Genomic DNA, 24,382 nt, shown 5'->3' with positions numbered 1-24,382 from the left:
CGATCTCGGCGGCCGCTCCATCGCCGTCCGCCTGCGCCTGCGCGGCCTCCGAGATGCCGGAGAGCCAGTCGCACAGCGGCTCCCGCGCGGCGGCCCGGGCCGACCCAACCCAAAGTAAAGCAAGCAACGCAAGACCCACGCGGACGTAAGCCCCGGCGCGTGCAAATCTTTCCTGATCGCGCTCAGGAATGGGTTCACTCGGCGTCCGGTGGGGCTTGACTCGCTGCATCGAGCGGCGCCATATAGCGCGCGCGCCCGGCCCCTGTCGATGAGGGGCTCGCGCGAGCCACGGCGCTTGCACCGGCGCCGGGTCGTACGCCGGTTCTCGAGGGGGGACCGGGACGATCGGACGGGGGAGAGCTGCGCCTTCGCGCGGCTTGGAGGGATGGCCCGGCCATCCAGAGGAGTCCATCGTGCTCGACAAGCCTTGCCCCACCGAGCTCACCGCTCCGATCAACCCCGACCGTGGTGTCGAGGGTCACCGCAACCTCTTCTGCAACTACTACGACGCCTGTCTCGACGAGGCCGTGAAGCAGGGCTGGAACAGCTGGACCTGCACCCGCTGCCCCCTCCACGCCCTGCAGCCCGAGGTCGAGGGGGGACTCGAGAGCTACGCCACCCAGCGGAGGCTCGTCTAGCCCCGCCGGACGCACACGGCAGCCCCGGCCGACCCGGGCGCGCGCGACGGGCGCCGCATCGAGCGCTTCAGTCCGTGTAGATCACCGCGATCCAGAGCCGCCGCGCGCCGTAGCGCCGGCTGTCCCCCGTCGCCACGCCGACCCCCACGCGATGGAAGCGCGGGTCGGGCAGGTTGCGCGAGCGGATCGTCTCCGCCGGGGCGCTCGCCACGAACACGTCCACCGCCGAGAGGGCCCGGCCGGCGAGCGCCCGCGCGCCGAGGTCGCCTGCCTCGGGCGAGTCCGCGCGCCGCATCGTCTCGGCGGCCTCGCGCGCCAGGGCGTCGAGCGCGGGATCCCCGAGGAGCGGCGGGCGCCCGAGCCGGGCGCGCTCGCGCCAGAGCGCCTCGCGGACGCGCGCGTCGGGGAGGAGCGCGCTCTCCCCGCCGTCGTCGGGCGGCTGCACGAGGATTTCGGTGACGTAGACGGCGGGCGCGCCGGAGCGGAGCGTGCCGTGCGCGAGGCCCACGCCCACGAGCGTCGCCGGCGCGAGGAGGTTCGCGAGGTGCGCCGGGCTCTCCTCGATCTTGGCGTGCGCCAGGAGCGCGCGCGGCGCCTGGGCGACGTTCTCGTACGCGAAGCGGTACGCCACCCCGGCGTGCCGGAGCCGATCGCCGACCTCGCCCGAGCCCGGGAGGACGTGCGCCACCGTCGCCGCGTCGCGCATCGCGGCGCTGTGCCGGCGAGCCACCGCGGCGAGCTCCGCCGAGGCCGCGACCGGCGGCAGGCCGCGACGGCGGCGCGTCGCGTTGATCGCGCGGACGATCGCCGCCTCCGCGGCGGCAGGGTCCCCGGGATCGGCGGCCGCGCGCGCGGGGCCTTCCGGCGCCTCGACCGTGGCGCCGCCCGCCGCGACGGTCAGGATCGCGGCGACCTCGGGCCCGCGCGGGCCCTCGCCGACGACCTCCACCGTGTACCGCCCGCGCTCAGGGAAGGAGAGCCGCGCTCGAAAGCCGCTCCCGCGCGCCTCGGTGTCCACCTCGCGCACGTCGCCCGCCGGGAGCGTGACGAACACGCGGGCGGCGCGCAGGCCGCGCGCGAGCCTGCCGGAGAGCACCGCCGAGGTGCCCGCGGACACCTCGCGCCGGAACGGCTCGAGCCCGACCTTGCGCTGGGCCGCGAGCACGAACGCGTGGAGCACGCCGTCGCGCTCGACGGCCCCGGCCCCGACGTGGCTCGCCGTCGAGCCGGGCAGGAGGCGCGCCAGCGCGTCGGCGGCGTCCTCGGGGCGGGCGCGCAGCGCGTACACGGAAGGTGACGGGTCGAAGGAGAGAGCGCGCGCGAGCGCCGCGCGCGAGGCCGGCCCGGAGCGCGCCTCCGGATCGCCCGCCGCGGCTCGGGCCGCGAGCTCTCGCGCCGCGAGCGAGAGCGCCCCGGAGGACTGCGCGCCGCCCAGGCGCGCGCGCGCGACCTCGAGGAGCCGCTGCTCGACGGGGGCGAGCGCCGTCTCCGGCTCGGGGCCGTAGCTCCCCTGCGCGGGCGCCGCCGTGCGCGGCGGCGCAGCTTCGGACGAACGTGGGGCGGGAGCGGAGGCGCCAGGAGAACGCGGCGAGGCGCACCCCTGGAGGAGAGCCGCGACCGAGCACGCGAGCGCGGCGAGCGTCCGGGCGCGCGTCGGCGCTCCCGTGCGCATCAGGGCTCCGGGGCCACGCGCACCTCGAGCCCGCGCGCGACGGCGCGACCGAGGCGAGCGTTCACGCGCTCGCACAGCGGCCTCTCGAGGGCGACGAGCTGAGCCGCCCACTCCTCCGAGCGAACGAGCACGAGGAGGCGGCCGTCGCGCAGCAGGCCTCGCATCGAGACCTCGCGCGCGAGGCGCGGTCCGCAGGCATCGGCGAAGGCGGTGATGAGCGCTGCCCCTTCCGCGGCGGGCCAGTGCGCGAACGCATCGGCGAGCACGGCAGCGACGGTTCGGCGGCGGCCTCTCACGGGGGTGGCAACCTACGGTCAGCGCGCGACATGCGTCAAGCAGCCGCGCCGTGGCGCACGTCTGCGGCAACGGGTCGCGGCCGGCGCCGCACGCGTTCGGGTGTGGTAGTTTCGCCTGGAGGTATCGGCTGATGCGCGTGCCGCAGTCCCAGATGGCGACCGTGGAAGCACCCGCGACCCCCCCCGTCCTACAGCACGCGACGCCGCACGGCGAGACGCGCGTCGGGCGCGCGCGGCTGAACCTCTCCTGGATCGTCCAGCTCCACTGGTGGGCGATCCTCGGCCAGGTCGTGATCGTGGTCGGCGCCTCGTCGTGGACGCACATCGGCGTCCCCCTCGTGCCGCTCGTCGCGATGCTCGTGCTCGAGGTCGGCGGCAACCTCGCGCTCCGCGCGTGGGCGCAGCACGCCAGCCCGAACGCCACGAGCGCGAGCGTCGCGGCCGTCATGTTCCTCGACGCCGCGGTGCTCACCGTCCTCCTGGATCTCACCGGCGGCGCCTCGAACCCGTTCTCGACGCTCTACCTCGTGAACGTCGCGCTCGGGGCGGTCCTCCTGCCGCCGCGCTGGTCCTGGACGCTGATGGTGGCGAGCCTCGCGGGGTTCGCGTCGCTCTATTTTCACGAAGAGGCGACCTCGCCGGCGCACCACATCCGCACGCACATGGACCCGGCGCAGATGATGGACTCGCACCTGCGCGGCATGTGGGTCGCGTTCGCGATCGCGTCGGTGTTCATCGTGTTCTTCGTCCAGCGCGTCTCGCGTGCGCTCGCCGCGCGCGAGCGGGAGCTGCAGCAGGCGCGGGCGCTCGTGGATCGGCGCGAGAAGCTGGCCTCGCTCGCGACGCTCGCCGCGGGCGCGGCGCACGAGCTCTCCACGCCGCTCTCCACGATCGCGGTCGTGGCGAAGGAGCTGCAGCGCTCGCTGCCCGAGGACGTGCCCGCCGAGGTGCGCGGCGACCTCCAGCTCGTCCGCGAGCAGGTGGGGCGCTGCCGCGACATCCTCGATCGCATGTCCGCCAACGCGGGCGAGCACGCCGGAGAGCCGCTCGCGCCGATGAGCGTGCGCGTCTGGGTGGAGACCGCGCTCGACGGGCTTCCGGCGCGAGAGCGCGTCGAGCTCGCGCCCGAGGAGGGCTCGCTCGACGCGTGCCTCGTCGGGCCGCCGCGCGCGCTCGGCGACGCGCTCCGGGGCCTGCTCAAGAACGGTATCCAGGCCTCGCCTCCGGACGAGCGCGTGACGCTGCGGCTCGCGGCGACGGAGGGCTGGGTTCGCGCGCGGGTGGTGGACCGCGGGCGCGGCATGACGACCGACGTGCTCCGGCGCGTCGGCGAGCCGTTCTTCACCACCAAGAGTCCGGGGGAGGGCATGGGGCTCGGGCTGTTCCTCACCCGGGCCCTCGTCGAGCAGCTGGGGGGAAGCTTTCAAATCACCTCGCGCCCCGGAGTCGGGACCGAGGCCTGCATCGATCTGCCGGCGGCGGAGGCCGCCGAGAGGAGCGGCACATGAACATCGAAGGGACGACGCACGAGACGCTGCCGAGCATCCTGCTCGTGGACGACGACGAGGTCCTGCGCGAACGCCTGGCGACGGCCATCCGCGCCCGCGGCTACGAGGTCCGCACCGCCGGGAGCGCCGACGAGGCGCTGCGCGAGGCGGCGAAGGAGTCGCCGGAGATGGCCGTCCTCGACCTGCGCATGCCGGGCGGAGGCGGGCTCGATCTGCTGAAGGAGCTGCGCCGGCACGATCCCGCGACCCGCGTGCTCATGCTCACCGGCTACGGCAGCATCTCCACGGCGGTGGAGGCGGTCCGCGAGGGAGCCGTCGGGTATCTCCCGAAGCCGGCCGACGCCGACGAGATCCTTGCCGCGCTGAACGGCACGAACACCGCGAAGCAGTCCGGCGTCGAGACGCCCTCGCTCGCGCGCGCCGAGTGGGAGCACATCCAGCGCGTGCTCACCGACTGCGGCGGCAACATCTCCGAGGCCGCACGGCGGCTCGGGATCCACCGGCGCTCGCTGCAGCGGAAGCTGCACAAGTATCCGCCCTCGCGCTGATCCGAGCGCTCGCACGGGCGGCGTGCTGGACGGGGTACCGCCGGCACGTCGCTCGCCGCTCCGCCGGCCCTGGAGGGGCGTCCCTGGGCGCCGCGCCGCCCGTGGACGCCCTGAATCCTTTCGCAGACCGGCGGGTCCAATCTTTCGTGTGGCGCCGAGGGCCGATGGACGGCGGGGGGCGCTGAAAGGGATTGGAGATGGGGAACACGACGGTCGAGATCACCGGCAAGAACTTCAAGGAGACGGTCGAGAAGGACGGCATCGTCCTCATCGACTGGTGGGCGCCCTGGTGCGGGCCGTGCCGGGTGTTCGGACCGACGTACGAGAAGGTCGCGGGGAAGCACCCGGACATCACCTTCGGCAAGGTGAACACCGAGGTCGAGCAGGAGCTGGCCGGTGCGTTCGACATCCGCTCCATCCCCACGCTCATGATCCTGCGGGACAAGGTGCTCCTGTTCTCCCAGCCGGGCGCGCTGCCGGAGGCCGCCCTCGAGGATCTCATCCGCCAGGTCCGGACGCTCGACATGGAGAAGGTCCGCGCCGAGATCGCCGCGCAGGAGCGCGACGGCGCCGCGAAGCGCGCGTCCATCTAACGGGGGGCTGCGCCCCCCGCCCCGCCGAGCGAAGCTCGTCGGGGCCCCGCCCCCGCTCGCCGGGTCCCGTGCGCCGCCGCGAGCGGCTTCGCCGCTTCCGCGGCGTCGCCCCGGCGGCTCGCTTCGCGCGCGCAGGTGCGACACAGCAAAAGGGCGGGCGCCCCTGCGGCCGCCCGCCCTTCGTTCATCCTGCCGGGATTAGCTAGTAGCCCTTGCTCGGGGGCGGAGTGGTGCCGCTCGAGCCGGAGCCCGTCGTGCCCGAGTCCGACGGAGGCCGCGTCGTGCCCGTTCCCGTGTCCGAGGGCGGCGTGGTCGTCGTGCCCGTGCCGGTGCCCGTGCCCGTGCTGGTGTCCGAGGGCGGCGTGGTCGTCGTCGTGCCCGTGCCAGTACCCGTGCCCATGCCGGTGCCGGTGCCCATCGACCCGGCGGTCATCACGTCGATGCGGTTCACCTGCAGCGTGTCGCCCGAGCCGGAGAAGCTGGCGCGGACCTGGTCGCCTTCCTTGATGTCGCTGAGGGAGGCGCGCTGCCCGTCCTTCATCACGCGCGTGCTGTCGCTCACCTTCAGCTTCTTGTCGCTGTTCGCGAGCGTGAGCTCCTTCGTGTCACGGTCGAACTTCTCGACCTTGCCCGTGAGCTCGTTCTTGCTCATGGACGTGTCGCTGGCAGAGGCGCTGGAGCCGGTGCCCATGTCGGTCGCCGTGCTGCTGGACCCCGTGCCCGTGCCCATGGTCGAGCCGCTCTGTGACGAGCCGCTCTGTGACGAGCCACTCTGGGACGACGTGGTGCCGCTCTGAGACGACGTCGAGCCGCCCATCCTGTCGTCGCTCGACTGGCCGCTGGTCGTGGAGCCGGCCGTCGAGCCCGACTGCGCGTGCGCGGGGATGCCCGCGACGAGAAGGCCTGCGACGCCGATACCGGCCACGGTTCCCCATCCAAGACGCTTCATTCCAATACCCTCCCTGCTCCGAATGACGGAGCCCGGCCGAACTGCCGTGGCTCTCTGGTGTGCGCATAGGGTGAGCATCACGTCCCCGCGTGTCAGAGCGAGTTGCTACGCCTTGCGACCTGAACGCGTGAGCAGTTATGTTCCTGGGCGGAGGCAGCGGCGGCATGTCGGCGGGTGCGGAGCGTCATCAGCTGGTAGAGCGGCTCCGCGACGAGATCCGTCGTATCGAGCGGCGCCCCGCTCGGCGGGCGGGTGCGCTCGCGTGCGGTCGCCCCGAGATCGACGCGCTCCTGCCCGAGGGCGGCTTTCGCCGCGGAGCGCTCACGGAGCTGGCGGGCGGGCGGGCGAGCGGGAAGACCGCGATCGCGCTGGCGCTCTTCGCGGCGCTGGGACCGGGAGACCTCGCCGCCTACGTCGATGGCCGAGGCGAGCTGTATCCGCCGGCGGCCGCGGCGCTCGGGGTCGACCTCGCGCGCCTGCTCGTCGTGCGGCCCCCGCCGCGCACGTCCGCCGAGGGGCCGGCGCGCGACCCCGCGCTCGTCGCGCTGTGGGCCGCGGAGGCGCTCCTCGCCTCGGGCGCGTTCGCGGCCGTGGCGGTCGACGTGCCCGTCGCGCGCGCGGTGCGCGGGGCGGACGCGGCCGCGCGCCGCCTCCAGGCGGCCGCCGAGAAAGGCGGGGCGGTGGGGCTGTGGCTCGCTGCGGTCGGCGGGACGGCGCTCCGCGTGCCGGTGGCCGTGCGGCTCGAGCTGACCGCCGAGGACGGACGGATCGTGGGGCGCCAGCGGCACGCGGCGGACGAGGCAGCGTGGGCGGGCGGCGCGTCGCTCCTCTCGCGCGCCGCCGGGGTGCGCGGATCGTGGCGCCCTCGGGTGGCGGACCCGGAGGATGGCGATGCGGCGTGAGGCGAGCGGGCTGCGCGTCATCGCGCTGTGCCTCCCCGAGCTGCCGCTCCAGCGGGCGCGGCGCCAGCGCGCCGACGGCTGCGACGGGCCGCTGGCGGTCGTCTCCGAGGGTCGGATCGTGCACTGCGATGGCGCGGCGGCCGCCGACGGCGTCCGCCCGGGAGCCACGCTGTCGGAGGCGCTCGCCGCGTGCGGCCGGCTGCGCACGGTCCCGCTCGATCCCGCGGCCGATCGCGCTGCGCTGCGCGCGGTCGCCGAGGCGGTGCTCCTGCTCGCGCCCGCGGTCGAGCCGTGCGCGCCGGACGTGGTGCTCCTCGACGCGAGCGCCGCCGGGCTCCTCGCCGGAGGCGCGGGGCGGAACGCCTCGCCAGACGCCGGAGAGCGGGTCCTCGCGGAGCGCGCGATCGCCGCGGCGGCGGAGATGGGGTACGCGGCGCGCGCGGCGGTCGCGGACGGTCGCGCGGCGGCGCGTGCGCTCGTGCGGCACGGCGCGTTCTCCGCCCGCACCGGGGAGCTCCTCCACGTCGCGCCCGGGGCGACCGCGGGGGCGATCGCCGCGCTCCCGCTCGAGGCGCTCGGGCTAACGCCGGCGGTGACGGCGCGGCTCCGCGGGCTCGGGATCGCCGACGCGGGCGCGCTCGCGCGGCTCCCGGCGGGCACCCTCGCGCACCGGTTCGGGCCGGACGGCGTTGCGGCGGCCCGCCTCGCCCGCGGAGAGGACGACACCCCGCTCTCTCCCTACTTGCCGGAGACGCTGCCGGTCGAGGCGCTCGAGCTCGAGGCGCCCGCGGAGAGCGCCGAGCCGCTCCTCTTCGCGCTGAAGCGGCTCGCCGACCGGGTCGCCGCGCGCCTCGCCGGGCGCGGCCTCGGTGCGACGCGGCTCAAGGTGGTCCTGAAGCTCGATCCGCGCGGCGAGGAGCGGGTCATCGTACCGCTCGCGCAGCCGACCGCCTCCGCCGCGCGCTGGCTCGTGCCGGCGAAGGAGCACGTGTTCTCGCTGCGGCTCCCCGGGGCGGTGACCGCCGTCGAGCTCGCCGCGATCGAGGTCGCGCCGATCGCGGTGGAGCAGCTCGCGATCGACGATCGCCCCGAGGCGCTCGCCGCGCTCGAGACCGTCCTCGCGCGGCTCGGGGTCCGGCTCGGCGAGGGCGCGATCTTCGCGGCCGAGCCGGTCGAGCGGTACCGCCCCGAGGCCGCGTACCGCGCCGTTCCGTTCCGCCCCGCCGTCGCGCGCGCCTCCGCCCTGCGGAGCCTCGGCGGCTCGCCTGGCGCCGGCGCGCTCGCGCCGTCCGCGGCCGAGCCACGGCCGACGCGGCTCGTGGATCCCCCCACGCCGATCCAGGCGGAAGGCGAGGGGGGACGCGTGACGGCGCTCCGGGTGGAGGGACGCGCGCGCGCGGTGCTCGCGATGGAGGGGCCGGAGCGGCTGCGGGGGGAGTGGTGGGTGCCCGCGCCGTTCGATCGCGACTACTACCGCGTCCGGCTCGACGGCCTGGGGGACTGCTGGGTGTACCGCGACGCCGCCGACGGGCGGCTCTACCTGCACGGATACTTCGACTGACGTGAACCACGAGCGACGCAGGATCGACACGGGCGAGGTCGGCGCTCCCGGAGCGCGGCGGGAGCCGCGGCCTGCGGGGCCGCCGTATGCGGAGCTCCGCTGCCACTCCTGCTTCTCCTTCCTCGAGGGCGCGAGCCATCCCGAGGAGCTCGTCGCTCGCGCCGCGGAGCTCGGGCTCTCGGCGCTCGCGCTCACCGACGTGAGCGGGCTGTACGGGATCGTCCGTGCGCACACCGAGGCCAAGCGGCGCGGGTTCCCGCTCGTCGTCGGCGCGGAGCTCGTCGTGACGGGGCTCACGCCGGGCCGCCCGGCGCGGCTCGTGCTGCTCGCTCAGGACCGTGAGGGGTACGCGGGCCTGTGCCGGCTGGCGACGCGCGCCCACGGGGCGGAGGATCCGGCGCGGGCGGCGCCGCGGCGCCCGCGCGAGGAGGTCGTCCTCGCGCTCGACGCGGTGGCGGGGCGCGCGCGGGGGCTCTTCGCGCTCTATCCCGGCGCCGACGGCGACGCGGCCGCGCGGCTGAAGGAGATCTTCGGCGCGCGCCTCGCGCTCGCGGTCGCGCGCCACCGGGTGGCGGGCGAGGAGGCGCGCGTGCTCGCGGCGCGCGCCATCGGCCGGCGGCTCGGGATCCGCGTCGCGGTCACGAACGACGTCCACACGCACGACCGGCGCCGGCAGGTGTTGCAGGACGTGCTCACCTGCGTCCGCCACGGGACCACCGTCGATCGCGCGGGCCGCCGCCTCTTCCCGAACGCGGAGCGGACGTTGAAGGGCCCCGAGGAGATGGCGCGGCTGTGGAGCGACTTCCCCGAGGGGCTCGAGGCCGCGGGGGAGATCGCGGAGACGTGCCGGTTCCGGATGGAGGAGATCCGGGGCGAGCACCCGCTGCCGCCCGTCGTCGTCGATCGCACCGCCCTCGCCGGCGGCGCGGCGGTCGCCATGTCGAGCCCGCCCCAGGACGAGCGCGCCGTCGCGCCGGTGCCGAACCGCTCGTTGCGAACGACCTCGACCCCGACCCCGACCCCGACCCCGACCTCGACCTCGACCTCGACCTCGACCTCGACCTCGGACGACTCAGTCGAACCCGTCACCGGCATGGCGCTCCTCCGCGAGCTCGTGCGCGAAGGGGCGCGCTGGCGCTACGGCGGGGCGCCTCCGGAGGAGGTCGCCCGGCAGCTCGCGAGGGAGCTCGAGCTCGTCGAGCAGCTCGGGTACGCGAGCTACTTCCTCACGGTCTGGGACATCGTTCGCTTCGCGAGATCGCGCGGGATCCTGTGCCAGGGGCGCGGCAGCGCTGCGAACTCCGCGGTCTGCTTCGTGCTCGGCATCACCGCGATCGACCCCGTCCGCATGGGGCTCCTGTTCGAGCGGTTCATCTCGGCGGAGCGCGGGGAGCCGCCGGACATCGACGTCGACTTCGAGCACGAGCGGCGCGAGGAGGTGATCCAGTACGTCTACGAGCGGTACGGGCGCGATCGCGCCGGCATGGTCTGCGAGGTCATCTCCTACCGGGGCAAGTCCGCGCTCCGGGACGTGGGCAAGGCGCTCGGCCTGTCGCTCGCGCAGGTCGATCGGCTCGCGAAGCTCGTCGGGATGTACGAGGACCTCTCGCAGGTCGGGCCGGAGCTCCTCGCGCAGGCGGGGCTCGACGTCGAGGCCTCGGAGCGGGTGCGGATGACGCTCGACCTTGCGCGCGAGCTGCAAGGGTTCCCGCGCCACCTCTCGATCCACGTCGGCGGGTTCGTGATCACGCGCCGGCCGCTCTGCGAGACGGTGCCCATCGAGCCCGCCGCCATGCCCGGGCGGACCATCGTCCAGTGGGACAAGGACGATCTCGCCGATCTCGATCTGCTGAAGGTCGATCTCCTCGGGCTCGGCATGCTCACCGCGCTCTCTCGCGCGCTCGCGCTCCTCGCCGCCCATCGGCCGGCGCCGGCGCTCGGTCCCCCTGACCGTCGCGAGGCGGGCGCCGCGGCAGGCCAGTGGCCACACCCGGACTCGCTCGCGACCATCCCCTCCGAGGACCCGGCCGTCTACGACATGCTCTGCAAGGCGGACTCGATCGGCGTGTTCCAGATCGAGTCCCGCGCGCAGATGTCGCTCGCCCCGCGGCTCAAGCCCCGGAACTTCTACGACCTCGTCATCTCGGTCGGGATCGTGCGCCCCGGCCCGATCCAGGGCGGGATGATCCACCCGTACCTGCGCCGGCGCGACGGCAAGGAGCAGGTCCGCTATCCGTACCCGCCGCTCGAGCCCGTCCTCGCGAAGACCCTCGGCGTGCCGCTCTTCCAGGAGCAGATCATGCGCCTCGCCGTGGTCGCGGCGGGGTTCACGCCCGGCGAGGCCGACGAGCTGCGCCGCCTCATGACGCACCGGCGCTCGCACGAGAAGCTCGCCGCGATGCGGGCACGCCTCCTCGCGGGCATGGAGCAGCGCGGCATCTCCGCGGCGGACGCGGAGCTCATCTTCCACCAGCTGCTCGGGTTCGCCGGGTACGGCTTCCCGGAGTCGCACTCCGCGTCGTTCGCGCTGCTCGTCTACGCGTCCGCCTGGATCCGCCGCTACCACCCCGCCGCCTTCGCCTGCGCCCTCCTGAACAGCCAGCCGATGGGCTTCTACGCGCCGCACACGCTCATCGAGGACGCGAAGCGGCACGGGGTCGAGGTGCGGGGGATCGACGTCTGCGCCAGCGGCTGGGAGAGCGCGCTCGAGGGCGCGAGGTGCGCGCCTGCGGCTCCCGGCGACACGCCTGCGCTCCGGCTCGGGCTCCACCTCGTGCGCGGGCTGCCGCGCGACGTGGGCGACGCGATCGTCGCGGCCCGGCGCGCGCGGCCGTTCGCGGACCTCGGAGACCTCGTGCGCCGCGCGGGCGTCTCGCGCGCCTGGCTCGTGCGGCTCGCGGAGGCGGACGTCCTGGGACCGCTCGCGCCGGATCGGCGCAGCGCGGTGTGGCGGAGCCTCGCGATGGAGGCGGACGGGGGCGACCTGTTCGCGGGCGTGACCCCGGCGGAGCCGGACACGGCGCTGCCGCAGGCGAGCGCCGAGGAGGAGGTCTCCGCCGACTTCACGACCACCGGCGTCTCGGTGCGCGGCCACCCGATGGCGGTCCTCCGCGCCGCGCTCCCGAGCGCGACCGTGCGCACCGCGCGCGAGCTCGCTCGCCTCCCGGACCGTGCCCCGGTGGAGGTCGCCGGGCTCGTCATCGTCCGGCAGCGACCCCAGACCGCCGCGGGGATCGTGTTCTTGAGCCTCGAGGACGAGACGGGGATCGCGAACCTCGTCGTGATGCCCGACGTCTACGAACGCTTCCGGCCGGTGGTGCGCGGCGCGCCGTTCCTCGTCGCGCGCGGCCGGGTGGAGCGGAGCGGGGAGGTCGTGAACGTGCGCGTGAGCTCGGTCGCGCCGCTCGCGCTCGCCCCGCAGGTGGGGAACCGCGCGCGCGAGTTTCGCTGATCGCGCCGGCTCCTGCCCCGCGCGCCGCAGCCCGGAGCCCTACGGGCAGACCCGGTACGGCACCCGTCCCGGGGCGGCGCCGAACGCGCCGATGAACACGCGGAGCGGACGCGGATCTTCGTCGATGTAGAGCGCCACGTTCACGCAGCCTCCCCCGAAGTCGAACCCGGCCTCGTCTCCCGCCAGGAACGAGAAGCGGACGCGGCCGCCGCCCGCGCTCACCGCGTCCGGCGCCACGCCTTGCGGGGTCACCCGGCCGGCGCCCGCGATCTCGCCGTGGAATCGCCGGGGCAGGTCGGACCGCGCCCGCAGATGCCAGCCGGCGCCGTCGTGCCACAGCCTGTACGCCTCCGACCCGGGATCCTCCAGCGGCGGCCCGGGCTCGACCCGGCGCGCGAGCACCGCGCCCCGCGAGAAGCCGCAGCCCCCCGCGAGGAGGAGCAGGAGGGCGGTGGCGGCACGCGCGGTCATGGGGGACCTCCGCCACGAACGTTCGGCGTCCCGATCGTCCAGGCAACGCATCGCGGAGGGTGAAACCGGGGCAGGGGAGGAGGGACCCGGCGCTGGCTGGTGGAGGGGACGCTCGGCGGTCCGTTGCTCGACCCTCGACCTCGACCCGCGACCCGCGACCTCGACCTCGATCCGACCCCGACCCCGACCCCGACCCCGACCCCGACCCCGACCCCGACCCCGACCCCGACCCCGACCCCGAGGAACCCCGAGCAAGAACGCGACCTCTGCCCGCACCGGAAACCCCGACGTGGGCGGGCCGAGAACGGCGCGCGCCGGAGCGGAAGGTCCGCCCCGGCGCGCGTGATGTCAGGCCGCCGCGATCCGCGGCGGAGGTCGGGCGGAGGCTAGCTGCAGCCGGTGGTGGACCCGCAGTTCACGCACTTGTAGCAGGCGCCGTTCCGGACCGTGATCGAGCCGCAGGTCGGGCAGGGCGGTGCGTCGCTCTCGCGCTTGTACGCGGTCTGGATGCCGTTCGTGCCGTTTGCCTGCGTCGCCGCCGGGAGCGGCTTCGCGTCGACGGTCTGCTGCGCCGCGCGAGCGGAGGGCGCGGCCGGAGCGGCGCCCGGCGGCAGCGCGTTCGCGGCGGTCTCGGTGGAGGCGGTCTCCTCGCTCGGGAGGAACTTCAGCGCGAGCCAGCGGAACAGGTAGTCGGAGATCGACTTCGCGATCGGGATGTCCGGGTTGCCGGTGAAGCCCGACGGCTCGAACCGCATGTGGCTGAACTTGTCACAGAGCACCCGCAGCGGGACGCCGTACTGGAGGGCCATGGAGATGGAGGTCGCGAAGGAGTCCATGAGGCCGGAGACCACCGACCCCTCCTTCGCCATCGTGATGAAGACCTCGCCCGGCGCGCCGTCGTCGTACATGCCGACGGTCATGTACCCCTCGTGCCCGCCGATCGAGAACTTGTGCGTGATCGAGCGGCGCTCGTCGGGGAGGCGCCGCCGCGCGAGCCGCTCGCCCGTGGGCTCGCGCTTCTCCTCCTTGGCCTTGCCGGTGTTGAGCGGCTGGCTCCGCTTGCAGCCGTCGCGGTAGACCGCGATGGCCTTGAGCCCGAGCTTCCAGGCCTCGACGTACGCCGTCTCGATGTCCTCCGGCGTCGCGTTCGTGGGCATGTTGACGGTCTTCGAGATGGCCCCCGAGAGGAACGGCTGGACCGCGCCCATCATGCGGATGTGGCCCATGTAGTGGATCGAGCGGGTGCCGTTCTGCGGCTTGAACGCGCAGTCGAACACCGGCAGGTGCACGTCGCGGAGCTCGGGCGCGCCCTCGATCGTCTCGACCTCGTCGATGAACTGGAGGACCGAGGCGATGGACTCGGCCGAGTACCCGAGCCGCTGGAGCGCGAGCGGGACGGTGTTGTTGACGATCTTGAGCACGCCGCCGCCGACGAGCTTCTTGTACTTCACGAGCGCGATGTCCGGCTCGATGCCCGTGGTGTCGCAGTCCATCATGAACCCGATGGTGCCGGTAGGCGCGAGGACGGTGACCTGCGCGTTCCGGTAGCCGCTCTGGGTCCCGATCCGGAGCGCGTCGCTCCAGGCGTCCCGCGCCGCGTCGAGCAGCGGGCGCTCGACGAAGGTCGGGTCGATGCGGTCCACGTGGTTCGAGTGCTTGCGGACGACCCCGAGGAACGGCTCGCGGTTCTTCTCGTACCCGGCGAACGGCCCCATGCGCTCCGCGATGCGGGCGCTCATCGCGTACGCCTCGCCCGTCATGAGCGCGGTGATCGCCGCCGCGCAGGCGCGGCCGCCGTCGGAGTCGTACGGCAGGCCGCTCGCCATGAGCAGCGCGCCGAGGTTCGCGTACCCGAGCCCGAGGGGCCGGTAGGCCTCGCTGTTCTGCCCGATCCGCTCGGTCGGGTACTTCGCGTTGGAGACCAGGATCTCCTGCGCGAGGATGGTGAGGTCCACCGCGCGCTTGAAGGACTCGACGTCGAACGCGCCGTCGATCCCGCGGAAGTGCATGAGGTTCAGCGACGCGAGGTTGCAGGCCGAGTCGTCGAGGAACATGTACTCGGAGCACGGGTTCGACGCGTTGATGCGGTCCGTGCCCGGGCACGTGTGCCAGGCGTTGATGGTGGTGTCGAACTGCATGCCCGGATCACCGCAGAGCCAGGCCGCCTCGGTCACCTGCTTCATGAGGTCCCGCGCGCGGACGGTCTCGAGGGCCTTGCCGTCCGTGCGGGCCGTGAGCTCCCAGGGCCGGTCCTCGTGGACGGCGCGCATGAACGCGTCGGTGACGCGGATCGAGTGGTTCGCGTTCTGGAAGAACACCGAGTCGTAGGCGCCGCCCTTCACGTTGAAGCCGCCGTCGTAGCCGGCGTCGATGAGGGCCCAGGCCTTCTTCTCCTCGTCCGACTTGCAGGCGATGAACTCGCCGATGTCCGGGTGATCGGCGTCGAGGATCACCATCTTCGCGGCGCGCCGCGTCTTGCCGCCCGACTTGATGACGCCGGCGAAGGCGTCGAAGCCGCGCATGAACGAGACCGGTCCGGAGGCCTCGCCGCCGCCCGAGAGGAGCTCCTTCGAGGAGCGGATCTTCGACAGGTTCGAGCCGGCGCCGGAGCCGTACTTGAAGAGCATCCCCTCGGTGTGGGCGAGCCGGAGGATGGAGTCCATCGAGTCGCCGACGGAGTTGATGAAGCAGGCGGAGCACTGCGGGTGCTCCTCCACGCCGACGTTGAACCAGACCGGCGAGTTGAAGCTCATCTTCTGCCGGTACACGAGGTGGGCGAGCTCGGCCTCGAACGCGGCCGCGTCCTCCTCCGTGGCGAAGTAGCCGTCCTTGCGGCCCCAGGCGGCGATCGTCGAGACGACCCGGCCGACGAGCTGCCTCACGGACCGCTCCCGGGCAGGGGAGCCGATGGAACCCCGGAAGTACTTCGACGCGACGACGTTCGTCGCCAGCATCGACCAGCTCTTCGGGACCTCGACGTCCCGCTGCTCGAAGATGATGGCGCCGCCCTCGCCGTTGATCTGGGCCGTGCGCGTCTCCCAGACCAGCTCCTCCGCCGGATCCACTCCCTTCGTCGTGAAGGTGCGCGGGATCGCGAGCCCCTTCCGCGCGCTCTTCTTCGCCGACCGCGTGCCCCTCGGCCTCTGCCCCGTGACTTCGCGCTCCATCATGTCCCTCGTCCTCCGCCCCGCGCGCTCCCGGTGAGCGCGGGCAAACGCCTGCCCCTACGGCGCACACGCGTTCACGCGTGCGGCCGGCCGATCGAACGTGCCTGCGGCATCCCTCAGTGGTGTGCCGAAGGTCTACCAGCCGCCTCTGTCAGAGGCAGCGATGTCTTGGATTTCCCCTCGCGTAGCGCCGCATTTCCGCCCTTCGCCCTTGCGACGCCGCCGTACTCCCGACCGCTAACTCTACCAGCCGACCGCCTGATGTCAACGCGTGACTACAATATATGGTGCCATACACGTATATCAACACAACCCACGGGTATTGCAGGGGCTCCTCTTAAGGGTGAGCCAGGGTGGGGTGCAAGCGACCGGGTTCATCGGGACGCGGCGCGGGTCGCGCGCGCCAGGGCTCCTCGGCTCGCCTCCGCGAGGCGCGTGATGCCGAGCGCGGCGGACCGATATCACGTCGGCCTGCCATCCGAGCGTGCCGCGTTGCCGCGGGGCTCGGCCGCTCGAAGCGGCCGCCGGAGCGAGGCAGGTCGTGGAGGGCGGCGTGGCCCCTGGGGAACGCGCGTGTTACAAGCCCCGCGTTCCATGCCCCAGTCGAACGCGCACATCCGCAACTTCTCGATCATCGCCCACATCGATCACGGCAAGTCCACGCTCGCGGATCGCCTCCTCGAGCACACCGGGACCGTGAGTGAGCGGCACGCGCAGGCGCAGTTCCTCGACAACATGGAGCTCGAGCGCGAGCGCGGGATCACCATCAAGGCCCAGACCGTCCGCATGCGCTACCGCGCCCGCGACGGGAAGGACTACGAGCTGAACCTCATCGACACCCCCGGTCACGTGGACTTCGCCTACGAGGTGTCGCGCTCGCTCGCCGCGTGCGAGGGCGCGATCCTCGTCGTCGACGCCACCCAGGGCGTCGAGGCGCAGACGCTCGCGAACGTCTACCAGGCGCTCGACCACGACCTCGAGATCATCCCGGTCATCAACAAGGTCGACCTGCCGAGCGCGGACGTCCCCGGCGTGCGCGCCGAGATCGAGGAGGTCATCGGCCTCGACGCCTCGGAGGCGGTGCCGGCCTCGGCCAAGGAGGGCATCGGCATCGGGGAGATCCTCGAGGAGATCGTCCGCAAGGTGCCGCCGCCGAAGGGCGATCCCGAGGCGCCGCTCAAGGCGATCATCTTCGACTCCTGGTACGACTCGTACCGCGGCGTCGTCATGCTGGTCCGCGTGTTCGAGGGGACGCTCGCGCCGAAGCAGAAGATCCAGCTCGTCTCGAACAAGAAGCGGTTCGAGATCCAGGAGCTCGGCATCTTCGCGCCGTTCGCGATGCCGGTGCAGCAGCTCACGGCGGGCGAGGTGGGGATCGTCGTCGCCAACGTGAAGGACGTCCAGGACGCCAAGGTCGGCGACACCGTCACCGAGGCGGACCGGCCCACCGAGGACCCGTTCCCCGGCTTCAAGGTCGTGAAGCCGATGGTCTTCTCCGGCGTCTTCCCCATCGAGGCGAAGGACTACGAGCAGCTCCGCGACGCGCTCGAGAAGCTGCGCCTCAACGACTCCGCCTTCACCTTCGAGCCCGAGACCTCGACCGCGCTCGGGTTCGGCTTCCGCTGCGGCTACCTGGGGCTCCTGCACATGGAGATCGTCCAGGAGCGGCTCGAGCGCGAGTACAACCTCGCCCTCATCACCACCGCGCCCTCGGTCGTCTACCGCGTGACCGACACGCTGGGCGAGGTGCTGGAGATCGACAACCCCGCGAAGCTCCCGCCGGTCCAGCGGATCGCGAAGCTCGAGGAGCCGCACCTCACCTGCCACATCCACGCCCGCACCGACGACGTGGGCGCGATCCTGCAGCTCTGCCAGGACCGGCGCGGGGTGCAGCGCGACCTCAAGTACGTCGGCACGAAGCGCGTCCAGATCACCTACGACATCCCGCTCGCCGAGGTGGTCTTCGACTTCTTCGACAAGCTGAAGAGCGTGTCGCGCGGGTACGCGAGCCTCGACTACGAGCTGAAGGGCTACGAGGAGGCCGACCTCGTGAAGCTCGACATCCTCATCAACGGCGAGCCGGTCGACGCCCTCAGCGTCATCGTCCACCGGGAGCGCGCCTACCACCGCGGCCGCGAGCTCTGCCAGCGGCTCCGCGAGGTCATCCCGAAGCAGATGTACGAGGTCGCCATCCAGGCGGCGATCGGGGCGAAGATCATCGCCCGCGAGACGGTGAAGGCCTTCCGCAAGGACGTCATCGCGAAGTGCTACGGTGGCGACATCAGCCGCAAGCGCAAGCTCCTCGAGCGCCAGAAGGAGGGCAAGAAGCGCATGAAGCAGGTCGGCTCGGTGGAGATCCCGCAGGAGGCCTTCCTCGCCGTGCTGAAGGTCGAGGAGTAGCGCCGGCGTGGATCGCGACGCCCGCCGGCTCGCCCGGGCTCGCAAGGACGCGCGCCGCTTCGCGCGCGACGCCCGCCGGCTCGCGGCCCGCGACGCCCGAAGGCTCGGGGCGGCCCGCGCGGAGATCCTCGCCGCCGCCGACGAGGTGGACGCGGCCGCGGCGGAGGGCGAGCCCGCGCGGCTCTCGGCCGCCCTGCGCGCGCTCGACGCGCTGTGGGAGGTGCACCTCGCCCGGCGCGCGCGGCCGCTCTGGCGGGAGTACGCCGAGTCGATGCTCGTGGCGGTGGTCGTCGCGCTCTTCCTGCGCGGCTTCGTGGTCGAGGCCTTCAGGATCCCCTCGGGCTCGATGGTCCCGACGCTCCTCGTCGGGGACCACATCTTCGTCTCGAAGCTCGCCTACGCGATCCGGGTCCCCTTCACGCACCTGCGACTCCTGGAGCTCGGCGTGCCCAGGCGCGGGGACGTCATCGTGTTCGAGAACCCCCGCGAGCCGGCGAAGGACTACGTGAAGCGCGTGGCGGGCGTTCCGGGCGACGTGATCGAGCTCCGGGAGCAGGTCCTCTACGTGAACGGCGTGCCGCAGCCGCGCTCCCCCGATGGAGAGCTCCCCTACGAGGAGCGGAGCGACGCCACCGGGGCGCTCTTCTCGGACACCTGCCGCCGCTACCGCGAGGCGCTCGCGCGCGGCGAGCTGGCGCGGCCGGACGCCGCGGACGCCGCCGGTGCGGAGGCGAGCTGGCAGACGGGCGCGGCCGCGGGCGTCGCGACCTACGACGTGCTCCAGTGCCGGCGCGCGCGCCTCGCCGCGCGGGAAGGGCCGTTCGAGATCGTCCGGCCCGGCCACGTGTTCGTGCTGGGGGACAACCGAGATCGCTCGGCCGACAGCCGGGGCGAGGGCGGCTGGCAGGTGCCGTTCGATCACATCGCCGGGCGGGCGACGGTCGTGTTCTGGAGCTGGGGGGACGGGGGAGGGCTCCGGGGCGACGGCCGCGGGCCCCGGCTCGATCGCCTTTTCAAACGCATCGAGTAGCTGGTAGAAGATCCACCTCGATGCACGTCCCTCCCGTCGACCCCGCGCGCGCCCACGGCGCGCCGCGTCCTCGGGACGCGCGTTCGGGCCCCCGCCGCGCCGAGCGCGGCGCCGTCTCCTGGGTGACCCTGGTCCTCCTCGCCGGCCTCGGCGGCGGCGCCTACTGGCTCTGGGTGTGGGGACCGGTCTACGTGGTCCACTACGAGGTGAAGCAGGTCGTCCACGAGTACATCAACCAGGCGGTGCGGAACCCGCGGGACGCCGAGCTGGTGCGGAACATGGTCCACAAGCTCGAGACGCTCGCGAAGGTGGACGGGGTGGACGCCTACGGCGGCCCGGCCCGAGTCCCGGCGGTGGTGGTCGATCCCGCCGACGTGACCTGGGAGCGCGACGCGAACGCGGCGCCGCCCACGCTGCACGTCGCCTTCCAGTACGAGCGGTCCGTCACGTACCCGTTCCTCGATCGGACGGGGACGCGGGTGTTCACGGTCGACGTCGACGGCGACCTCTCCCGGCCGAACTGGGGACCGGAGCGCTGATGGAGGTGGAGATGAACGCACAGGAGCTTCAGCGCGCCGTGAAGCGGCTCGCCGAGGAGATCGCCGAGCGCGCGAGGGCCGCCGGCGCGGCGCCGCGCGACGTGGCCATCGTCGGGATCCGCCGCGGGGGCGTCCACCTCGCGGAGCGGATTCGCGCCGAGCTCGCCCGGAGCCTCCGCGCGGAGCCGCCGCTCGGGACGCTCGACATCGCGCTCTACCGCGACGACCTCTCGGAGCGAGGGGCGGCCCCCATCATCGGACCGACCGACATCCGGTTCCCGGTCGCCGGCAAGCTCATCGTGCTCGTGGACGACGTGCTCTACACCGGGCGGACCGTCCGCGCCGCGCTGGACGAGCTCGTGGACTTCGGCCGCCCGCGCCGGGTGTGGCTCGCGGTGCTCGTCGACCGCGGCGGGCGCGAGCTGCCCATCGCCGCCGACTTCGTCGGCGTCCGCCTCCAGGTCGCGGACGAGGACGTCGTCGAGGTCCGGCTCACCGAAGGCGGCGCCCCCGAGGACGCCGTCGTCGTGAAGAGGAGGGGGACGTGATCGGTCGCCACAAGCATTGCATCGCGCTCGCCGACTACTCGCGCGCGGAGATCCTCGAGGTCCTCGACCTCGCCGTCTCCATGAAGGAGGTCCTGCAGCGGCCCATCAAGAAGGTGCCGAGCCTGCGGGGCAAGTCGGTCGTGAACCTCTTCTTCGAGGCCTCGACCCGCACGCGCAGCTCCTTCGAGATCGCCGCGAAGGTCCTGTCCGCCGACGCGCTCAACTGGACCTCCTCGTCCTCCTCCGTGACGAAGGGCGAGACGCTCATCGACACCGCCCGGAACCTCGAGGCGATGCGCCCGGACGTGCTCGTCATCCGCCACTCGGCGGGCGGCGCGCCCCAGCTCGTCGCCGAGCACGTGGGCTGCGCGGTCGTCTCCGCGGGGGACGGCGCGCACGAGCACCCGAGCCAGGGGCTCCTCGACTGCTTCACGCTGCGGGAGAAGCTCGGGACGCTGGAGGGGAAGACCGTCGCCATCGTGGGCGACATCAGCCACTCGCGGGTCGCGCGCTCCGACATCCACGCCATGACGAAGCTCGGCGCGCGGGTGCGGCTCTGCGGGCCGCCCACCATGATCCCCGCCGGCGTCGAGGCCCTCGGCGCGACGGTGCACTACGGGCTCCGCGAGGCGATCGAGGGGGCGGACGCGGTGGTGATGCTCCGCATCCAGCACGAGCGCATCGGCGACCCGCTCATCCCGGGCACGCGCGAGTACTCGAAGCTCTGGGGGCTCAACGCGAAGAAGGCGGCCGAGTGGCTGCGTCCGGAGTGCGTGATCCTCCACCCCGGCCCGATCAACCGCGGCGTCGAGCTGTCGCCCGAGGTCGCGGACGGGCCGCAGAGCGTCATCCTCGATCAGGTGCAGAACGGGGTGGCGGTGCGGATGGCGATCCTGTACCTGCTCGCCGGCGGCAACCCCGCCGAGTCGGGCGAGGCGAAGGCGTGACGCGCGCGGCCGGACCGGCGCGTGAGCGGGGACGACATGGCTGAGGTGCTCTTCATCGAGGGTGGTCGGGTCATCGACCCGGCGAGCGGCACGGACGGCGTCCGCACCGTGGTCGTCCGCGACGGGAAGATCGCGGAGGTCGCGGAGCGCCTGGAGCGTCCGCGCGACGCCCGGGTGTTCGACGCCCGCGGCAAGTGGGTCACCCCGGGCTTCATCGACCTGCACGTGCACCTGCGCGAGCCGGGGCAGGAGTACAAGGAGACCGTCGCGACCGGGGCGCGCGCCGCCGTCGCGGGCGGCTTCACCGCCGTCTGCGCGATGCCGAACACGAAGCCCGTGAACGACAACGCGTCGGTGACGGAGCTCGTGCTCGCCCGCGCCGCCGCGGCGGGGCTCGCCCGCGTCTATCCCGTCGGCGCCATCTCGAAGGGCTCGAACGGCGAGGAGCTCGCCGAGTTCGGGGAGCTCCTCGCGGCCGGCTGCGTCGCGCTCTCCGACGACGGCCGCCCGGTCCTCTCCTCGGCGCTCATGCGCCGCGCGCTCGAGTACGCCAAGGCCTTCGGGTTGCCGCTCACGGTCCACGAGGAGGATCTGCAGCTCGTGGGCAAGGGCGTGATGCACGAGGGGGCCGCCTCCACCCGGCTCGGGCTGAAGGGCATCCCGGGCGCCGCGGAGGACGTGATGGTCCTGCGGGACATCGCCCTGGCGGAGCTGACCGGCGGCCGGTTGCACATCGCGCACGTGTCGAGCCAGGGCGCGGTTCGCGCCGTCCGCGCCGCCAAGGCGCGCGGGCTCGCCGTGACCGCGGAGGTGACGCCGCACCACCTCGCCCTCACGGACGAGGACGTCGCTGCGTCCGGCTACTCGACCGACTACAAGATGAACCCGCCGCTCCGCTCGGCCGAGGACGTGCGGGCGTGCCGGGAGGGCCTCGCGGACGGGACGATCGACGCCATCGCCACCGACCACGCGCCGCACTCGGCGGTGGAGAAGGACGTCGAGTTCGACGCGGCCTTGAACGGGATCACCGGGCTCGAGACGGCCTTCCCCGTCTGCCTGTCCCTCGTCCGGGCGGGCGCGCTGCCGGAGCGGCGCCTCGTGGAGGCGCTGACCATCGGCCCCGCGCGCGCGTTCGGCCTCGCGGGCGGGGCGCTCGCCGGCGGGGCGCCGGCGGACGTCGCGGTCCTCGACCCCGTAGCGGAGTGGACGGTCGACCCCGCGCGGATGTACTCGAAGAGCCGGAACACCCCGTGGAAGGGAAGCCGCCTCACCGGGCGTTGTGTGATGACGATCGTGGGCGGCCGGATCGTCCACGAGGAGGGCAGGACGGAAAGATGAAGCGGGCCATCCTCGCGCTAGCGGACGGCACGACGTTCGAAGGTCGCTCGTTCGGCGCGGCCGGGGAGGCGACCGGCGAGGTCGTCTTCAACACGTCGATGACCGGGTACCAGGAGATCCTGACCGACCCTTCGTACGTCGGGCAGATGATCTGCATGACGTACCCGGAGCAGGGGAACTACGGCGTCAACGGGCCCGACGACGAGTCGGTCCACCCGCACGCGACCGGGTTCATCGTGAAGAACTACGCCGAGGAGCCCTCGAGCTTCCGCGCGGAGCGGAGCCTCGAGGCCTACCTGGCCCGGTACGGCATCGTCGGGATCGCGGGGATCGACACCCGCCGGCTCACGCGGCACCTGCGCACCGCCGGCGCGCAGATGGGCGTCATCGCGACGGACGGGAGCGCGAAGGCGCTGGTCGAGCGCGCCCGGGCGCTGCCCGGGATGGAAGGGCAGGACCTCGCGACGCGCATCTCGACCGATCGCCCCTACTCCTGGAGCGAGACCGGCGCCGACGCGTGGTCGGACTCGGAGCGGCCGCAGGCGGAGCCGCGCTTCCACGTGGTCGCGTACGACTGGGGCCTGAAGCGCGCGATGCTGCGGCTCCTCGCCGAGCAGGGCTGCCGCGTCACCGTCGTGCCGGCGCGCACGACCGCCGCGGAGGCGCTCGCGCTGAAGCCGGACGGCGTGTTCCTCACGAACGGGCCCGGCGATCCCGCCGCGGTCGTGGGCGCGCAGGAGACCGTCGCGGGGCTGCTCGGGAAGACGCCGATCTTCGGGATCTGCCTCGGCCACCAGATCCTGGCCCTCTCCGTCGGCGCGAAGACCTACAAGCTCAAGTTCGGCCACCGCGGCGCGAACCAGCCCGTGAAGGATCTCGCCACCGGCAAGGTGGACATCACGGTCCAGAACCACGGGTTCGCGGTCGACGACAAGACGCTCGGCAAGCGCGCCCGGGTCACGCACCTGAACCTCAACGACGGCACGGTCGAGGGCATCGAGATCCTCGACGCGCCGGCGTTCAGCGTGCAGTACCACCCCGAGGCCTCCCCCGGCCCCCACGACGCGCGGCAGCTCTTCGGCCGCTTCGCAGCGCTCATGGAGCGCTCGCGATGAGGCTCGGGGAGCTCCAGGAGCGGCTCCTCGCGTGGGCGACGGCGGAGGAGCGGAAGGAAGAGCTGCTCGCCGCGCGCCGCGTGCACTTCGAGGCCTACGGCGAGCCGCACGACGAGGACCGCACCTACGAGGTCCGGCTGAACGGGATGCTGGACTTCTACCTCTACGACTTCCGCCCGTCCGGCGGCACGGGCACGACGCTCGAGCGGTTCCTGGAGTCGGAGGGGGCGGCGCTCTCGGCGGAGGACGCGAACGCCTACCACGAGCTCTCGAAGACGCTCCACGGGCTGTTCGAGGTCCGCAAGCTCTCGGAGGGCAAGGTCCGGGTGCGCGACGTGTTCACGGGTGGTGACTACGACGTGACCGAGCGGCGCACCACCGCCGGGCTCGAGAAGGGCGACCTCCTCGAGGCGCGGCTCCTGCCCTACGACGGGACCCTGCTCTTCTCCGGCGCGTTCCTCTACCACCCGCGCGAGGCGCGCAAGCCCATCCTGGCCGAGGTGAAGCGGCTCAAGAAGGCGGCCGGGAAGGGCAACTCGGCGGACGTGCCCGCCTTCCTCGCGCGCCTGGCGCGGATGGCGATGAAGCTCGAGCGGTACCGGAACGTGCGGCTCGAGTCGATCTACGACTTCTCGCCGGAGCAGCAGCACGCGGCGACGCCGCGCCCGCCGGCGAAGACCGGCTGAGCGCCGTCACCGGCCCCGCGGCA

At 73.4% G+C, this 24,382-nt stretch carries 22 protein-coding genes; 16 read left to right on the top strand and 6 right to left on the bottom strand.

The features are described from left to right. Positions 1 to 229, bottom strand: a 229-nt coding sequence (locus MNZ29_RS13885) for a hypothetical protein (protein WP_242355590.1), incomplete at its 3' end; no start/stop codon positions are given. Positions 230 to 413: 184 nt separating this feature from the next. Here MNZ29_RS13885 and MNZ29_RS13880 point away from each other — a divergent pair. Next, positions 414 to 638: a hypothetical protein gene (locus MNZ29_RS13880; RefSeq protein ID WP_242339112.1), complete on the top strand. Its 225-nt coding sequence runs from the start codon at positions 414 to 416 to the stop codon at positions 636 to 638. 67 nt (positions 639 to 705) lie between these two features. Here the strand turns inward: MNZ29_RS13880 and MNZ29_RS13875 are convergent, their stop codons facing one another. Continuing rightward, complete coding sequence (locus MNZ29_RS13875; RefSeq protein ID WP_242355588.1) at positions 706 to 2,310, bottom strand: CAP domain-containing protein; 1,605 nt, start codon at positions 2,308 to 2,310, stop codon at positions 706 to 708. Then, positions 2,310 to 2,606 carry a DciA family protein gene (locus MNZ29_RS24975; protein ID WP_242339108.1) on the bottom strand — a complete coding sequence of 99 codons (297 nt, stop codon included), beginning with the start codon at positions 2,604 to 2,606 and terminating at the stop codon, positions 2,310 to 2,312. The genes MNZ29_RS13875 and MNZ29_RS24975 overlap by 1 nt, the downstream gene beginning before the upstream one ends. A gap of 131 nt (positions 2,607 to 2,737) precedes the next feature. Here MNZ29_RS24975 and MNZ29_RS13865 point away from each other — a divergent pair, with 131 nt between their 5' ends. From MNZ29_RS13865 to MNZ29_RS13855, 3 genes are all read left to right on the top strand, one after another. Next, complete coding sequence (locus tag MNZ29_RS13865; RefSeq protein ID WP_242339106.1) at positions 2,738 to 4,114, top strand: ATP-binding protein; 1,377 nt, start codon at positions 2,738 to 2,740, stop codon at positions 4,112 to 4,114. Then, complete coding sequence (locus MNZ29_RS13860) at positions 4,111 to 4,662, top strand: response regulator transcription factor (RefSeq protein ID WP_242339104.1); 552 nt, start codon at positions 4,111 to 4,113, stop codon at positions 4,660 to 4,662. Before MNZ29_RS13865 ends, MNZ29_RS13860 begins: the two co-directional genes overlap by 4 nt. A 197-nt stretch (positions 4,663 to 4,859) precedes the next feature. Further along, a complete protein-coding gene (locus tag MNZ29_RS13855; protein ID WP_242339102.1) occupies positions 4,860 to 5,255 on the top strand; it encodes a co-chaperone YbbN in 396 nt (131 codons plus the stop codon). 202 nt (positions 5,256 to 5,457) lie between these two features. Here MNZ29_RS13855 and MNZ29_RS13850 read toward each other — a convergent pair whose 3' ends face one another. Continuing rightward, complete coding sequence (locus tag MNZ29_RS13850; RefSeq protein WP_242339099.1) at positions 5,458 to 5,907, bottom strand: hypothetical protein; 450 nt, start codon at positions 5,905 to 5,907, stop codon at positions 5,458 to 5,460. Here MNZ29_RS13850 and MNZ29_RS13845 point away from each other — a divergent pair. From MNZ29_RS13845 to MNZ29_RS13830, 4 genes are all read left to right on the top strand, one after another. Then, positions 5,888 to 6,052, top strand: a complete 165-nt coding sequence (locus tag MNZ29_RS13845) for a hypothetical protein (RefSeq protein WP_242339098.1) — start codon at positions 5,888 to 5,890, stop codon at positions 6,050 to 6,052. The two genes, MNZ29_RS13850 and MNZ29_RS13845, sit on opposite strands and share 20 nt — an antisense overlap. A gap of 316 nt (positions 6,053 to 6,368) precedes the next feature. Beyond that, positions 6,369 to 7,106, top strand: coding sequence for a DNA recombination/repair protein RecA (locus tag MNZ29_RS13840; protein WP_242339094.1), 738 nt, complete (start codon positions 6,369 to 6,371; stop codon positions 7,104 to 7,106). Beyond that, a complete protein-coding gene (locus tag MNZ29_RS13835) occupies positions 7,096 to 8,667 on the top strand; it encodes a DNA polymerase Y family protein (RefSeq protein WP_242339090.1) in 1,572 nt (523 codons plus the stop codon). Before MNZ29_RS13840 ends, MNZ29_RS13835 begins: the two co-directional genes overlap by 11 nt. Before the next feature lie 22 nt (positions 8,668 to 8,689). Next, on the top strand, positions 8,690 to 12,118 hold the full coding sequence (locus MNZ29_RS13830) for an error-prone DNA polymerase (RefSeq protein WP_374110808.1): 3,429 nt from the start codon (positions 8,690 to 8,692) through the stop codon (positions 12,116 to 12,118). 39 nt (positions 12,119 to 12,157) lie between these two features. Here the strand turns inward: MNZ29_RS13830 and MNZ29_RS13825 are convergent, their stop codons facing one another. Together MNZ29_RS13825 and MNZ29_RS13820 are read right to left on the bottom strand one after the other, a co-directional pair. Then, positions 12,158 to 12,589: a hypothetical protein gene (locus tag MNZ29_RS13825; RefSeq protein ID WP_242339085.1), complete on the bottom strand. Its 432-nt coding sequence runs from the start codon at positions 12,587 to 12,589 to the stop codon at positions 12,158 to 12,160. A gap of 386 nt (positions 12,590 to 12,975) precedes the next feature. Continuing rightward, positions 12,976 to 15,759 carry a vitamin B12-dependent ribonucleotide reductase gene (locus MNZ29_RS13820; RefSeq protein WP_242339082.1) on the bottom strand — a complete coding sequence of 928 codons (2,784 nt, stop codon included), beginning with the start codon at positions 15,757 to 15,759 and terminating at the stop codon, positions 12,976 to 12,978. Positions 15,760 to 16,350: 591 nt separating this feature from the next. On the opposite strand from MNZ29_RS13820, the gene lepA reads away from it, so the two are divergent. From lepA to MNZ29_RS13780, 8 genes are read left to right on the top strand one after another with little or no spacing between them, the layout of a single operon-like run. Next, the gene (gene lepA, locus MNZ29_RS13815; RefSeq protein WP_242339079.1) at positions 16,351 to 18,156 is read left to right on the top strand and encodes a translation elongation factor 4; all 1,806 of its coding nucleotides are present in this window, start codon (positions 16,351 to 16,353) and stop codon (positions 18,154 to 18,156) included. A 7-nt stretch (positions 18,157 to 18,163) separates the two neighbouring features. Next, the gene (lepB, locus tag MNZ29_RS13810) at positions 18,164 to 19,186 is read left to right on the top strand and encodes a signal peptidase I (RefSeq protein ID WP_242339076.1); all 1,023 of its coding nucleotides are present in this window, start codon (positions 18,164 to 18,166) and stop codon (positions 19,184 to 19,186) included. A 20-nt stretch (positions 19,187 to 19,206) separates the two neighbouring features. Then, entirely contained in the window at positions 19,207 to 19,725 is a 519-nt protein-coding gene (locus tag MNZ29_RS13805) for a hypothetical protein (RefSeq protein WP_242339073.1), read from the top strand. 11 nt (positions 19,726 to 19,736) lie between these two features. After that, positions 19,737 to 20,273, top strand: coding sequence for a bifunctional pyr operon transcriptional regulator/uracil phosphoribosyltransferase PyrR (gene pyrR, locus MNZ29_RS13800; protein WP_242339069.1), 537 nt, complete (start codon positions 19,737 to 19,739; stop codon positions 20,271 to 20,273). Then, positions 20,270 to 21,220: an aspartate carbamoyltransferase catalytic subunit gene (locus tag MNZ29_RS13795; protein ID WP_242339067.1), complete on the top strand. Its 951-nt coding sequence runs from the start codon at positions 20,270 to 20,272 to the stop codon at positions 21,218 to 21,220. The genes pyrR and MNZ29_RS13795 overlap by 4 nt, the downstream gene beginning before the upstream one ends. Before the next feature lie 36 nt (positions 21,221 to 21,256). After that, positions 21,257 to 22,558: a dihydroorotase gene (locus MNZ29_RS13790; RefSeq protein WP_242339064.1), complete on the top strand. Its 1,302-nt coding sequence runs from the start codon at positions 21,257 to 21,259 to the stop codon at positions 22,556 to 22,558. After that, positions 22,555 to 23,673, top strand: coding sequence for a glutamine-hydrolyzing carbamoyl-phosphate synthase small subunit (gene carA, locus MNZ29_RS13785; RefSeq protein WP_242339062.1), 1,119 nt, complete (start codon positions 22,555 to 22,557; stop codon positions 23,671 to 23,673). Before MNZ29_RS13790 ends, carA begins: the two co-directional genes overlap by 4 nt. Continuing rightward, positions 23,670 to 24,359 carry a hypothetical protein gene (locus MNZ29_RS13780; protein WP_242339059.1) on the top strand — a complete coding sequence of 230 codons (690 nt, stop codon included), beginning with the start codon at positions 23,670 to 23,672 and terminating at the stop codon, positions 24,357 to 24,359. The genes carA and MNZ29_RS13780 overlap by 4 nt, the downstream gene beginning before the upstream one ends. Positions 24,360 to 24,382: the final 23 nt, after the last annotated feature.

The sequence above is a fragment of the Anaeromyxobacter sp. SG64 genome, from assembly GCF_022690745.1.
In the GTDB taxonomy this organism is placed as follows: domain Bacteria; phylum Myxococcota; class Myxococcia; order Myxococcales; family Anaeromyxobacteraceae; genus Anaeromyxobacter; species Anaeromyxobacter soli.
Note: the sequence above shows the minus strand (reverse complement) of the source record. Positions and strands in the feature narration are given on the sequence as shown.